Source organism: Flavobacterium sp. DSR2-3-3 (assembly GCF_049896585.1).
In the GTDB taxonomy this organism is placed as follows: domain Bacteria; phylum Bacteroidota; class Bacteroidia; order Flavobacteriales; family Flavobacteriaceae; genus Flavobacterium.
The window spans coordinates 590,643-603,928 of record NZ_JAFCUP010000001.1 but is presented as its reverse complement, the minus strand read 5'-3'; the positions used below and the strand labels follow the sequence as shown (position 1 = coordinate 603,928).

General features: G+C 35.8%; 13 protein-coding genes. 6 read left to right on the top strand and 7 right to left on the bottom strand.

What is annotated here, in order from left to right; all coding sequences use genetic code 11:
• Nucleotides 1-131 precede the first annotated feature (131 nt).
• From ACP7AQ_RS02730 to ACP7AQ_RS02720, 3 genes are all read right to left on the bottom strand, one after another.
• A complete protein-coding gene (locus ACP7AQ_RS02730; protein WP_426094289.1) occupies nt 132-1,679 on the bottom strand; it encodes an aldehyde dehydrogenase family protein in 1,548 nt (515 codons plus the stop codon).
• Nucleotides 1,680-1,909: 230 nt separating this feature from the next.
• Nucleotides 1,910-2,449 (bottom strand): 3-hydroxyanthranilate 3,4-dioxygenase, encoded by a 540-nt coding sequence (locus tag ACP7AQ_RS02725; RefSeq protein ID WP_426094288.1) that lies wholly within the window; start codon nt 2,447-2,449, stop codon nt 1,910-1,912.
• Between the two features lie 40 nt (nt 2,450-2,489).
• Nucleotides 2,490-3,599: an endonuclease/exonuclease/phosphatase family protein gene (locus ACP7AQ_RS02720; RefSeq protein ID WP_426094287.1), complete on the bottom strand. Its 1,110-nt coding sequence runs from the start codon at nt 3,597-3,599 to the stop codon at nt 2,490-2,492.
• A gap of 266 nt (nt 3,600-3,865) precedes the next feature.
• On the opposite strand from ACP7AQ_RS02720, the gene ACP7AQ_RS02715 reads away from it, so the two are divergent.
• The 3 genes from ACP7AQ_RS02715 (at nt 3,866) to ACP7AQ_RS02705 (ending at nt 6,071) form a co-directional block, all read left to right on the top strand.
• The gene (locus ACP7AQ_RS02715; RefSeq protein ID WP_426094304.1) at nt 3,866-4,762 is read left to right on the top strand and encodes a S66 peptidase family protein; all 897 of its coding nucleotides are present in this window, start codon (nt 3,866-3,868) and stop codon (nt 4,760-4,762) included.
• Nucleotides 4,763-4,946: 184 nt separating this feature from the next.
• Nucleotides 4,947-5,306: a YraN family protein gene (locus ACP7AQ_RS02710; protein WP_426094286.1), complete on the top strand. Its 360-nt coding sequence runs from the start codon at nt 4,947-4,949 to the stop codon at nt 5,304-5,306.
• A gap of 108 nt (nt 5,307-5,414) precedes the next feature.
• A complete protein-coding gene (locus ACP7AQ_RS02705) occupies nt 5,415-6,071 on the top strand; it encodes an aspartate kinase (protein ID WP_426062376.1) in 657 nt (218 codons plus the stop codon).
• Between the two features lie 9 nt (nt 6,072-6,080).
• On the opposite strand, the gene ACP7AQ_RS02700 is transcribed toward ACP7AQ_RS02705, so the two are convergent.
• The 4 genes from ACP7AQ_RS02700 to ACP7AQ_RS02685 form a co-directional block, all read right to left on the bottom strand.
• Nucleotides 6,081-6,326, bottom strand: a complete 246-nt coding sequence (locus ACP7AQ_RS02700; RefSeq protein ID WP_426090644.1) for a type II toxin-antitoxin system RelE/ParE family toxin — start codon at nt 6,324-6,326, stop codon at nt 6,081-6,083.
• A 39-nt stretch (nt 6,327-6,365) separates the two neighbouring features.
• The gene (locus tag ACP7AQ_RS02695) at nt 6,366-6,590 is read right to left on the bottom strand and encodes a hypothetical protein (protein WP_426094285.1); all 225 of its coding nucleotides are present in this window, start codon (nt 6,588-6,590) and stop codon (nt 6,366-6,368) included.
• A gap of 177 nt (nt 6,591-6,767) precedes the next feature.
• The gene (gene mfd, locus ACP7AQ_RS02690; protein WP_426094284.1) at nt 6,768-10,136 is read right to left on the bottom strand and encodes a transcription-repair coupling factor; all 3,369 of its coding nucleotides are present in this window, start codon (nt 10,134-10,136) and stop codon (nt 6,768-6,770) included.
• A complete protein-coding gene (locus ACP7AQ_RS02685; protein WP_426090641.1) occupies nt 10,129-10,734 on the bottom strand; it encodes a hypothetical protein in 606 nt (201 codons plus the stop codon). Before ACP7AQ_RS02685 ends, mfd begins: the two co-directional genes overlap by 8 nt.
• Nucleotides 10,735-10,958: 224 nt before the next feature.
• Here ACP7AQ_RS02685 and ACP7AQ_RS02680 point away from each other — a divergent pair, with 224 nt between their 5' ends.
• From ACP7AQ_RS02680 to ACP7AQ_RS02670, 3 genes are all read left to right on the top strand, one after another.
• Entirely contained in the window at nt 10,959-11,909 is a 951-nt protein-coding gene (locus ACP7AQ_RS02680; protein ID WP_426094283.1) for an L-threonine 3-dehydrogenase, read from the top strand.
• A gap of 145 nt (nt 11,910-12,054) precedes the next feature.
• Entirely contained in the window at nt 12,055-12,516 is a 462-nt protein-coding gene (locus ACP7AQ_RS02675; protein WP_426094282.1) for an FAD-dependent oxidoreductase, read from the top strand.
• Between the two features lie 20 nt (nt 12,517-12,536).
• Nucleotides 12,537-13,262 (top strand): NAD(P)/FAD-dependent oxidoreductase, encoded by a 726-nt coding sequence (locus ACP7AQ_RS02670; protein ID WP_426094303.1) that lies wholly within the window; start codon nt 12,537-12,539, stop codon nt 13,260-13,262.
• Nucleotides 13,263-13,286: the final 24 nt, after the last annotated feature.

The window sequence follows — 13,286 nt, the reverse complement described above, 5'->3', positions numbered from 1 at the left end:
TACAAAGTCAAATTAAAATGAGGACATATAAAACAAAAAACACTTGCAAAAACGTTTTTGCAAGTGTTTAATTAAATATTTTTATCTAATAATCTGTATCGGTTATTCAGGACAAGACATATATTTTGGTCCTACAAATCAAATTTGATTCCTTGAGCCAATGGCAATTCGTTTCCGTAATTTATGGTGTTGGTTTGTCTTCTCATATAGGCTTTCCAAGCATCAGAACCGGATTCACGTCCTCCACCGGTTTCTTTTTCACCACCAAAAGCACCACCAATTTCTGCTCCGGAAGTACCAATATTTACGTTGGCAATTCCACAATCAGAACCCGATTGAGAAAGAAACAATTCCATTTCTCTCATGCTGTTTGTAAAAATAGAAGAAGAAAGTCCTTGTGGAACTCCGTTTTGCAACGCAATCGCTTCTTCAATCGTGCTGTATTTCATTACATATAAAATAGGAGCAAAAGTTTCTGTTTGAACGATATCAAAATGATTTTCAGCCTCGATGATACATGGTCTTACATAACAACCACTTTCATATCCTTCGCCTTCAACCAATCCGCCTGCAACGATAATTTTTCCGCCTTCTTTTTTGGCAGTTTCAATCGCATTCAAATAATCCTGAACAGCTCCTTTGTCGATAAGCGGTCCAACGTGATTATTTTCATCCAATGGATTTCCAATTTGCAGCTGACCGTAGGCATTTTTCAGTACACTGATAGTTTTATCATACACACTTTCGTGAATAATTAAACGTCTGGTTGATGTACAACGTTGTCCTGCTGTTCCTACCGCTCCAAAAACGGCTCCAACCAATACCATACTGATATCCGCATGTTCCGAAACGATAATAGCATTGTTTCCTCCTAATTCAAGGATGGTATTTCCAAAACGTTCTGCAACGGTTTTTGATACGTGACGTCCAATTCTGGTTGATCCTGTAAAAGAAACTAACGAAATTCTTTTATCATTGTTGATTAAATCTCCTGATTCGTTTCCTGTGACTAAACAACTAACGCCTTCGGGAACGTTATTTCTTTTTAAAACTGTTTTGATAATATTTTGACAAGCAATTCCACATAAAGGTACTTTTGAACTTGGTTTCCAAATCGCAACATCACCACAAACCCAGGCAATCATTGCGTTCCAACTCCAAACAGCTACCGGAAAGTTAAATGCTGAAATGATTCCAACGGTTCCTATTGGATGGTATTGCTCATACATTCTGTGCAAAGGTCTTTCAGAATGCATTGTTAATCCATACAACTGACGGGATAATCCCACCGCAAAATCACAGATATCAATCATTTCCTGTACTTCACCATATCCTTCTTGAAGACTTTTTCCCATTTCATAAGAGACCAGCTTTCCAAGAGGCTCTTTGAATTTTCTTAATTCATCTCCCATCTGACGAACAATATCACCTCTTTTAGGAGCTGGAACCATACGCCATTCCAGAAACGCTTCTGAAGCTTTTCGCATCGCTTTTTCGTAATCCTCTTTAGAAGATGTTTTTACTTTTCCAATTAAAGTGCCATCTGCTGGTGAATAACTTTCGATGATTTTTCCGTTGGCAAAATTAGCTGCTCCAGTTGATGTTCCTTCATTTATCTCCTCAATCCCTAATTGCTTAAGGGCGTCTTTGATTCCGAATTGATCTGCTATTGTTATCATTGTAACTTTTTTATTAAAAATTGTTATATTTTTTACAAATATATTGATTTAACGTGAAATAGTAAACATTGCTACTTTTATTTTACGCTTTTTAGCCACGATATGAGTGGCATCCTTTTGTGGTCTCGTTTTTTTTACGAGACCGCAAAAGATAGAACGGATAGCGGACACGAGCGAAGCGAACTGACGAAGTACTTAGCTCCTAAACCCGATATAAATTCAGCATTGAATTATTTTTTGGCAACAAATCTTGGGTCGGTTTCCATTATGGTTCCGCATTTTTCGCAGGTTCGCAAATGTTCTGAATTATAGAAATGTTCAAAATGAGGCAAGAAATCTTTTTCGATATTATGCAGTTCAAAATAGACTTCGTGCAGTTTATTATTGCAATTATCACAAAACCAAAGCAAGCCATCTGTAAATCCTTGTCCCGCTCTTTTTCGTTCAATGACAAGTCCAATAGAACCTTCGGAACGAACTGGAGAATGCGGAATTTTAGCGGGATGAAGGTACATATCACCGGGATGTAATTCCATTTCTTTTCGCTCACCGTCTTCTTGAATAATTACTTTTATGGAGCCTTCAAGTTGGTAAAACAATTCTTCGGTTTCATTGTAATGATAGTCTTTTCGGGCGTTTGGACCGGCAACAACCATAACGATATAATCCCCGGATTCTGTGTATAAATTCTTGTTGCCAACGGGCGGTTTGAGCAGATGACGGTTTTCGTCAATCCATTTATTGAGGTTGAAAGGTTTTGCTATTGCCATGATTTTTATTTTAAATGTAAAGTTATGAAATAATAAATCGTTATTTTTTTTCCTTGATTAAATAAATATAGACGGGGAAATGGTCGCTAAATCCGATTTCGGTGGTGGAATGCCGTAACGGATATCCTTTGTATTGTCCGCTGGTTTGTATCAAGAATGGCTTATTGTAAATTCCTGCTTTCCAATACCGAAAACTCGTATAATCCGTTTGAAGTAAAGTTTCGGAAACCATTATTTGATCAAAAATATCCCAAGCATCTCGAAATGCAATGGTTCCAAATCCTTTTTTGGCCATTTCTTCAAATGGATTGTAAATTTCGAACGGAAGCACATCTGCCTTTTTTGCTTTGGCGCCAAGCCCAAATTTGACACTTTTATTATACGGTCCATCATTCAAATCGCCCAAAACAATCACTTTTGAATTTGGATTTATCCGTTGCAAAGAGTCTATTATTTTTCGGTTTAATGCTCCAGCGGCTTCACGGAACGGACTGGATTTCTTCTCCCCGCCAGAACGCGACGGCCAGTGATTGACAATGATATTAATTTCCTCGCCATCGAGAAATCCAGTTACCAGAAGCTGATCACGGGTGTAAACCCGATAATTTTTGGTGCTTATTTGCAACTCATCATCTGTTTTTTCTTCAGCATTGGCTTTAGTATTTTCATTCGTAACAGTTCCTTCTTTATAAATGTACAACGGAATATTATTGTAACTAGTGGGCTGAAATTTTTTTTTCTGATACAACAGCGCCACATCGATTCCTCTTTTGTCAGGCGAATCAAAATGGATAATTCCGTAATCTTTCTCGATTAGTTTGGGCTGTTTCACTAAATCTTCCAAAACGCCCCGGTTTTCTATTTCGCATCCGCCAATGAATGTAGGTGAATCAGTATTTTCACTAGAACCTATCTCCGATAAAACTCGGGCTAAGTTCCCCAGTTTCTTTTCGTATTTATCGTACGTCCAACGCTGCAAACCAGTTGGAGTAAACTCTTCATCAAAAGTATCCGGATCGTTAATGGTGTCAAAAAGGTTTTCAAAATTATAAAAAGCAACGGTGTGAATGATGTATTTTTTTTCTTGCGCATTTGATTTTGCAATCGCAAAAAATAAAAATAAAAGAGGAATCCAGTACATAATTCTCATAAGCATCATTTGTTTACCACCGTTGATTTTACCCCATTTAGAATCTGGTTATTGTAAAAATAGTCATTTGAGGTGAATTTATATTTGTTTTCTAATTGTCTATCTTTGTTTTTGTCATTTTAAAGACTTCCTACTTAATTTTTTTAGAACAGTAATTCCGCATGAACAAAAACCGCTTCCCTTTTAAAAAACAGCATCCTGTTTTATATCAATTTCTATTGCTTATTTTTGTTTTACAATCTTTCCACAGTCAAGCCCAATACAACATGATTACACCACCTAGTTTAAAAAAAGGAGATACCGTAGCTATTTTGGCAACAGCCAGAAAAAATACAGATGACAACTTGAAACCCGCTATTAATTTATTGAAAAGCTGGGGCCTGGAAGTGGTTATAGGCAGCACAATAGGTTTAGACAAAGACCAATTAGCCGGCACTGATGAGCAGCGTGCCGCCGATTTTCAGCAACAACTGGACAATCCAAACATCAAAGCCATTTGGTGCGTTAAGGGTGGATATGGAACCGTGCGAATGATCGATTTACTGGATTTTACTGCGTTCAAAAAAAATCCAAAATGGATTGTTGGTTTCAGTGATGTGACCGTTTTACACAATCATTTGAATACAATGGGTTACAAATCCATTCATGGAATCATGCCAATAACCGTTCCTAGAGCAACTCCAGAAGCCATACAAACCATGAGAACTGCGTTGTTTGGCGAAAAACTCTCATACGAAATTGATCCTTTCCTGATGAATAGACCCGGAAAAGCTACCGGAGAATTAGTGGGTGGAAATTTATCGATTTTATACAGTTTATTTGGTTCACCCTCCGCGATTGATTGTGCTGATAAAATCTTGTTTATAGAAGATTTAGATGAATATTTATACCACATTGACCGCATGATGATGAATTTAAAACGAAATGGATGTCTGGAAAGCATCAAAGGAATTGTTGTAGGTTCCATGACAAAAATGAAAGATAATGATATTCCTTGGGGGAAAAACTCGATAGAAATCATCGAGGATGTTACCAAAAAATACAATATTCCTATCTTGTATAATTTTCCTGCCGGCCATATTCAAGATAATAGAGCCTTAATTTTAGGAAACAATGTGACGATTAATGTCACTGAAAAATGCAGTACGCTGATTTTTGAATAAAAAAATCCTGACTCCTTCTCACTCTAAAAGTGGAAGAAATTAAACAGAAGCAGACTGAGAATAATTGTTGTTATACTGAAAATCGTTTTGGATTTTTGATTGCATATTAACGTCTCGAAGCGTCGGGATTGATTGCATAAGTTTACAAACTGAATACTGCAACTGAACACTGAACACTTTTTTTATGGCGGAACACAACGAACTCGGCAAAATTGGAGAAGAACTGGCAGTCGAATTTCTACGGAAAGACGGCTACATTATTTTGCAAACCAATTGGACCTTCCAAAAAGCCGAAATAGATATTCTCGCCCAAAAAGGAAACACACTTGCTGTTGTTGAAGTCAAAACACGTTCCTCATTAGAATTTGGATTGCCACAAGATTTTGTAAAACCAAAAAAAATTCAGCTTCTTGTCAAAGCGGTAGACGCATTTGTAAATGAAAGAAATTTAGATATTGAAGTCCGTTTTGACATTATCGCTGTCCATAAAGAAGGGAAATCTTTTGTAATTGAGCATCTTATCGATGCTTTTTATTACTTTTAGTTGTTTTTTCTTGTTGTTGTATTTGTAACAAAATGTTTTTAATTTATATTTGCACATTATTTTCACACTAACTACGCGTAAAATAACAACACACTAAAAAATTACATTATGAAAACTGTTTCTTCCATTGTAGAAAATTACATCAAAACAAAGCCTTTTTTGCTGAATGCATTATCATTAGGCATCATCAATCTAACCTCATTATCCAGAAACATAATGACCGAACTGGAAAGTGAATTTGGCAAGGAAGTAAAACAAGGTGCGGTTGTTATGGCTTTAAAAAGACTAACAGAAGAACTGGATTTCAGGTTAAATCACAAGATAAATAAAGTCATCAAAAATATTGGGGAAATCACCGTTCGTTCGGCCCTGACTGATTACACCTTTGCTGCGTCCGACACTGTTTTGAACAAACAAGCCGATTTAATTACGGATATCAATTCTCTTCCAGATATTTTTTACACTTCATCCAGAGGCGTAAATGAAACCAACATTGTGGTTAGTAACAGCATCAATAATTTGGTTGACAAGCATTTTGCCAATGAAAAATTGATTCAAAAACTAGATAATTTGGCTTCGATTACCGTAAAATTACCGAAAGAAAATATTGTCGTTCCTGGAATTTACTATTTCATCTTTCAACGTTTGGCTTGGGAGGGAATTATTATTAATGAAGTAATTTCGACATCAAACGAGTTCACGATTTTAGTAAGCGAAGCGCAAGTAGATGTGGCTTTCAAAGTCATTAAGGACTTGAAGAATTAGATTGGTTTTCTAATATTTCGGTTTTTGTTTAGTTCCTCTAAAATTAATTATTTCAATGCTTGATTTTTTATAATCTACTCGATATACCAAGTAGTTATTTTTATCTACTGTTGCTTTGTGAAGATTTTTACAGGTTTCAGATTTTGGATATAAGTCAGGGAAAAGACTAATCTGATTGGTAACTTGGTTGATGTTTTCTTCCAATTGCAAAATTTCTCTAAAAGTCCATTGTGCCGCCAAATATTCAATAACCACCGCCAAACCCTTTATCGGATTGTGGCGTCCATTTGATCTTTAACGCCATTTAGAAAATCTATTCATTACGGTTTCATGACTAATAAATTCGTCGTTTTCTGCTTGTTTTAAACCGATTTCAATTTCCTGTTTTTCTTCTGAATTTAAATCAGTGAACCAATTTTTTTTACTACTTTTTAAAATAATTTCAAGTTTTTCTAATAAACTTTCGTCTATCGTAGTCAACTCTTGAATAAAATTATATTTTCTAATGGCTAAATTCATAACTTAAAATTTTAGTTTAACAAAGTTATTTCTTTTGATTGTGTTAAAAAAACAAACCCTAAAATTTAACTAACTATTTTATTTTCAGATATTAAAAGATAAATTAATCTTAAATCTATTTCGTTTTGATAAAAAAAATTGAATTAAATGTAAATCAGAATCCAATTTAAAAATGTCTTATTCCCCACCCAACATCTCCATCAATTCCAATGCTGTTCTAGTATTTTTCACATTGTCAAAAGTCAACAAAAGTCTTAATCCAGCTGGCGTTTGCTTCTCTTTCATTTTACAAATAGCACTGTGTTTTTGCACAAACTGTAACACATCCTGAAAACGTTTAGATTGATAATAATCGGATTGTTGATCTGAAATAAAATAACCAATCATTTTGCCTTGTTTCATTACTAATTTTTCGATTCCAATACGGGTTGCAATCCATTTGATACGTATACTATTCATTAACGCTTTGGCACGCGCTGGCATTGGACCAAAACGGTCTATTAATTTATTCTGAAAAATAATGAGTTCTTCTTCGTTTTTAATACCGCCCAATTCATTGTACAAACTCAATCGTTCCGAAACATTATTGATGTATTCATCCGAAAACAACAACTCAAAATCAGTGTCAATTTGCAAGTCTTTTACATATTCTTTGGTTTCCAAATTGTTTTCCTCCGGATACAAATCCTTAAATTCATTTTCTTTCAGTTCATCAATGGCTTCGTTCATGATTTTTTGGTACGTATCAAAACCGATTTCGTTAATGAAACCACTTTGCTCTCCTCCCAATAAATCTCCGGCACCACGAATCTCCAAATCTTTCATCGCAATATTAAATCCACTTCCGAGTTCGCTGAATTGTTCCAAAGCCTGAATTCGTTTTCTGGCATCATCCGTCATCGCAGAGTATGGCGGACAAATAAAATAACAAAACGCTTTCTTATTACTACGTCCTACCCGACCGCGCATTTGATGCAAATCAGACAATCCGAAATTATTCGCATTATTGATAAAAATAGTATTCGCATTCGGCACATCTAATCCACTTTCAATAATAGTTGTAGCAACTAAAACGTCGAATTCCCCGTTCATAAAAGCTAACATCAACTCTTCCAGTTTTCTACCTTCCATTTGGCCGTGACCAATTCCCACTCTGGCATTAGGAACCAAACGCTGAATCATTCCTGCTACTTCTTTAATATTTTCAATTCTGTTATTGATGAAAAATACTTGTCCGTTACGTTGAATCTCATACGAAATCGCGTCCCGAATCAGCTCTTCACTGAAACCGACCACATTCGTTTCTATAGGATAACGATTAGGTGGAGGAGTTGTAATTACCGACAAATCACGAGCTGCCATCAACGAAAACTGTAACGTTCGTGGTATTGGCGTTGCGGTCAAAGTCAGCGTGTCGACATTTGCAGCTATGGTTTTGAGCTTGTCTTTTACATTGACCCCAAATTTTTGTTCCTCATCCACAATCAACAATCCAAGGTCTTTGAAAATTACATTTTTGTTGACCAATTGGTGTGTTCCAATCACAATATCGAGTTTTCCTTCGGCCAATTGTTTTAAAGTTTCCGCTTTTTGTTTGGCCGTTCTAAAACGGTTCAAATAACCAACAGAAACTGGCATATCTTTCAATCGTTCTGTAAAAGTTCTGTAATGCTGGTATGCCAAAATAGTTGTAGGAACAAGAATCGCCACTTGTTTGCTATTATCGACTGCTTTGAAAGCCGCACGAATGGCAACTTCGGTTTTTCCAAAACCTACATCACCACAAACCAAGCGATCCATCGGACGGTCGCTTTCCATATCGGCTTTAACTTCTGCCGTAGATTTGGTTTGGTCCGGTGTATCTTCATAGATAAACGAGCTTTCCAGTTCGTTTTGCAAATAACTGTCTGGTGCAAACTGAAATCCTTTTTCGAGCCTTCTTTTGGCATATAATTGAATCAAATTGAAGGCAATATGTTTGACTCTTGCTTTGGTTTTTTGTTTTAAAATCTTCCAAGCATTCGAACCTAATTTATAAATTTTGGGTGGCGTTCCGTCTTTTCCGTTGTATTTTGAAATTTTATGTAGCGAATGAATGCTCACATACACAATATCATTATCGGCATACACGAGCTTGATGGCTTCTTGAGTTTTGCCTTCAACCTGTATTTTTTGCAAACCTCCAAAACGCCCAATTCCGTGATCGATGTGCGTCACATAATCACCAACCGAAAGTGTCGTAAGTTCTTTTAAAGTAATATTCTGTTTTTTTGAATAGCCATTTTTGATGCTGAATTTATGGTAGCGTTCAAAAATTTGATGGTCGGTGTAACAGGTTATTTGATTTTCTTCGTCAATAAATCCTTGGTACAAAGGCAAAACAATCGTGTTGTATTGCTTTCGGATATTCTCAGAATTGGCCTCATCCAAAGTTTCGAAAATATCATGAAATCGTTTCGCTTGGGCGTCATTTGAACAAAACAAATAATTTTTGTAACCGTTAAAATGATTTTCATTCAGATTATTCAGCAACAAATCAAACTGCTTGTTGAATGACGGTTGCGGCTGAATGTGAAATTCAAATTTTTTGGTGGTTCTAAAAATAGCCTTCGAACTCAATTCCACAATCGAGAAATCCAACGCTCTTTTTATAAATTCCGCTTGATTTAAGAATAATTGTTCCGGTGTGGACCGTTTTATTTCCTGCGACAATTTTGCAAAAGCTTCTTCGGCTTTGCCAAATTGTTTATCCAATTGTGATAAAAAATCTTCGGTATTCTGAATGAAAATTACCGTTTTCTCCGAAATATAATCCAAGAAACTTTCTCTGTTTTCCTGAAAAACTTTATTTTCCACATTTGGGATTATAGTAATCTTTTTTTGTGTTACGATTGACAATTGCGTCGCTACATCGAAGGTACGAATGCTCTCCACTTCGTCTCCAAAAAACTCAATTCGGTACGGATTATCATTCGAAAAAGAAAACACATCGACAATTCCTCCACGAACTGAAAATTCTCCGGGTTCCGTAATGAAATCAACTCTTTTGAATTCGTATTCGAACAAAACTTCGTTGATAAAATCAATTGAAATTTTGTCACCAACGGCAACTTTCAACGTGTTTTTATCCAATTCTTTTCGGGTCACTACTTTCTCGAAAAGTGCTTCGGGATAGGTGACAATAACGGCCGGTTTTTTGCGGGAATTGATTCTGTTAAGGACTTCGGCGCGAAGCAAAACATTTGCATTATCGGTTTCTTCAATTTGGTACGGACGACGATACGAACCGGGATAAAAGAGCACATCTTGTTCGCCAATCATTTGTTCCAAATCGTTCAAATAGTATGCGGCTTCTTCTTTATTATTGAAAACAATTAAAAAAGGAAGTTCCGATTGTTTAAAAACAGAACGAATTACAAACGAAACTGCAGAACCCAAAAGTCCCGACAGCTGCATTTTTACTTGATTATTTTCCAATAAACGAGCAACTATTTGCTGTGTTTTTGGCGCATTATCATAGGTGTTATATAAGACTTTTTTACTCAACGCGTGGGATATTTGGATCTATAACTGGTGTGTTGGGAATGGCTCTTGCCGTGTCCATCATTCTCCTTAATTCAGATTCACCTTCCTCAATAGGGATTTTACTTTTTTCCACAATTTTGTCCATTTGTCTTTGAAGTGAAACCAATTCCAAGTTGATTTCTGAAACTAATAAGGTGACTTTTTTATCCGGAATGTTATCCAAATGAATGAATAAATCCAATAATCTAACTTTAGTAATCAAAGTCGAGATTCTGCTTTTTATTTGAGGTTTGTTGTATTCATAAGGAATATTATCGTTTAAAGCCATCGCTTTTTTAGAAAGCGCTTTCGATTTTTGTTGAAAAGCTCCAATAGTTTTTTTAGGCTTTTGCGCTAATTCAGCCAAAAATATACGCCATTCGTTCCACGATGCGATGCTTTTTTCAGCAGCCTCCGTTACTGGCGTGTCATACAAAACCCAACCTTTCTGTATGTTTTTAAATATAACTTCTCTTTTTTGAATTTCTTTCTTATTTTCTACCAAGCGTTTTTCATTGTCATTTTTACAGGACAATAAAAGAAAAATCAGCGAAAAGAAAACAGCAAAATTGTATTTCATTTTTAATTTCATTAAAGCACAAAGTTACAAAGTAAATTTACAATAATGAATTCCTGTATTGGAATAACAATCTAATATCGCTACACTGATTTTTATGTTTAAAAACATCAAAAATTAGGAAATTAAGTGTTTTTTTAAACACTATTTTAAGATTTTTATAATAATTTTCATCAAAGTCATATTATTTGCGAAAACGTTATCTTTGTTTTTCAAAACAGACAAAAATGAGTACAAAAATATTGATTATTGGCGCTTGTGGCCAAATAGGAACGGAACTTACCCAAAAACTACGAAAAATATATGGAACAGAAAATGTAATTGCTTCGGATATCCGAAAGCTAAATATTGATGTCGTGAATTCCGGTCCATTTGAAGTCGTGAACGCCTTAGATTTCAATCAAATTGAACATTTAGTGGAATTGCATCAAATTGACGAGGTGTATTTGATGGCCGCATTATTATCGGCTACAGCCGAGAAAAACCCCGCTTTTGCTTGGGATTTAAATATGAATTCGTTGTTTCATGTTTTGAATTTGGCGAAAGCCGGAAAAATAAAAAAAATATTCTGGCCTTCGAGTATTGCGGTTTTTGGACCAACAACTCCTAAAGAAAATACGCCACAATATACGATAATGGAACCTTCAACGGTGTATGGAATCAGCAAACAAGCCGGAGAAAGATGGTGTGAATATTACCATAATATTTTTGGTGTAGATGTGAGAAGCATTCGTTATCCGGGTCTAATTAGCTGGTCATCGCCTCCTGGTGGCGGAACTACGGATTATGCGGTAGACATTTTTCACAAAGCACTTTCGGATAAAACTTACGAATGTTTTTTATCCTCAGAAACTAAAATGCCGATGATGTACATGGACGATGCGATTGCGGCGACCATTCAAATTATGCAAGCGCCGGCAGAGCAAATAAAAATTCATTCTTCGTATAATTTGGCTGCAATGAGCTTTACGCCGACGGAGATTGCTGCCGAAATCAAGAAACATATTCCTGAATTTACAGTTACTTATGAACCGGACTTCCGTCAAAAAATAGCCGATAGTTGGCCAGCAAGTATTGATGATACTGAAGCCAGAAACGATTGGGGATGGAAACATGAATTTGATCTGGAAAGCATGACTAAAGATATGCTGAAAAATTTGAGTGTCGAAAAAGCATAAGGCTTTTACTTATATAGAATTAGGGTTTTAAAAAATCAAGGTGAAAATCTAGTTTTTTGAAACCCGCTTTTTTTGAAATTATGTTTTATTTTAAGCATCATATTAAAAAGATATTTTCTTTAAATTTGATAAAAACGGCAGCGCCATGAAACTTACATCAAGCGAGCCTTTTTGGTTGGTGAAAAATGGAATAGTCAACTCCAATCCTCCGTCATTAAGAGAAAATTTGGACACAGAAATTTTAATCGTAGTCGGTGGAATAATGGGCAGCCTTATCGCCCATCAATGTATGGAAGACGGTCACAAAACCGTGCTGATGGACCGTAGAGAAATTCGTCACGGAAGTACATCGGCGAAGACATCCATGTTGCAATATGAGATTGACGTGCCTTTGCACCACCTCATTGATTTTATTGGTAAAAAAGCCACCATAGAAAGTTATTGGGCGTGTTATAAATCGATTGATGATTTGAAGAAAATCGTGCAACAGGTAAAATCTGATTGTGGATTCAAGAAAAAAGAATCGCTCTATTTTGCCGCTGTAAAGAAAGACGTTGGCTGGTTAAAAAAAGAATTCGAGGTGCAAAAAAAAATGAAATGCTTGTGAAATGACTCGAAGCCGATGAAATTTATAAAAAATTTCACATCAAACATTCTTATAGTGGAATCTTTTCGGAACAAGGCGGCAGTATAGGTGCTTTCCAATTAGCCCACGATATTCTGGCGTACAATCATGAAAAAGGATTGAAAATCTTTGATAAAACGGATATCAAAATAGTCACTTACAAACAAAATGGCGTGAGCGTTCTAACAGAACATGGCACTACCATTACCGGTAAAAAAATAATTTACTGCAACGGTTTTGAAAGTACCGAAATCATTAAAAACAAGTTTGTAAAATTACTTTTTACTTACGCAATAGTGGGAGAACGGTTTGAAGACGAACAATCACATCTTAACGGCACTCTATTTTGGAATACGGCAGAACCTTACATGTATATGCGAACCACAGATGATAATCGATTACTTATTGGCGGAGAGGATGAAGATTTTGTAAATGCTGAAAAAAGAGATTCCTTACTCAACGACAAGTCAGTTAAGTTGACTAAATATCTGAAGAAAATTTTACCCGATTATAATTTCAGAATGGATTTTGTCTGGGCAGGAACCGTTGGCGAGACTAAATACGGCTTACCTTATATTTGCAAGCATCCTAATTTCAAAAGTGCTTATTTTGTTTTGGGCTTTGGCGGAAATGGCATCACATTTTCAGTTACTAGAATGGAACTCGTTTCTAAAATGTTGAAAAATAAGAAACATCCTTTGGCCGAATATTTTAAATTCAGAATGTGACTTTCAATAGCAACACCTGACTAG

Excerpts from the sequence above, each read along its gene's own strand:
- ACP7AQ_RS02730 (WP_426094289.1), bottom strand. The coding sequence starts at position 1,679 with ATGATAACAATAGCAGATCAATTCGGAATCAAAGACGCCCTTAAGCAA.
- ACP7AQ_RS02725 (WP_426094288.1), bottom strand. The coding sequence starts at position 2,449 with ATGGCAATAGCAAAACCTTTCAACCTCAATAAATGGATTGACGAAAAC.
- ACP7AQ_RS02720 (WP_426094287.1), bottom strand. The coding sequence starts at position 3,599 with ATGAGAATTATGTACTGGATTCCTCTTTTATTTTTATTTTTTGCGATT.
- ACP7AQ_RS02715 (WP_426094304.1), top strand. The coding sequence starts at position 3,866 with ATGATTACACCACCTAGTTTAAAAAAAGGAGATACCGTAGCTATTTTG.
- ACP7AQ_RS02710 (WP_426094286.1), top strand. The coding sequence starts at position 4,947 with ATGGCGGAACACAACGAACTCGGCAAAATTGGAGAAGAACTGGCAGTC.
- ACP7AQ_RS02705 (WP_426062376.1), top strand. The coding sequence starts at position 5,415 with ATGAAAACTGTTTCTTCCATTGTAGAAAATTACATCAAAACAAAGCCT.
- ACP7AQ_RS02695 (WP_426094285.1), bottom strand. The coding sequence starts at position 6,590 with ATGAATTTAGCCATTAGAAAATATAATTTTATTCAAGAGTTGACTACG.
- ACP7AQ_RS02685 (WP_426090641.1), bottom strand. The coding sequence starts at position 10,734 with ATGAAATACAATTTTGCTGTTTTCTTTTCGCTGATTTTTCTTTTATTG.
- ACP7AQ_RS02680 (WP_426094283.1), top strand. The coding sequence starts at position 10,959 with ATGAGTACAAAAATATTGATTATTGGCGCTTGTGGCCAAATAGGAACG.
- ACP7AQ_RS02675 (WP_426094282.1), top strand. The coding sequence starts at position 12,055 with ATGAAACTTACATCAAGCGAGCCTTTTTGGTTGGTGAAAAATGGAATA.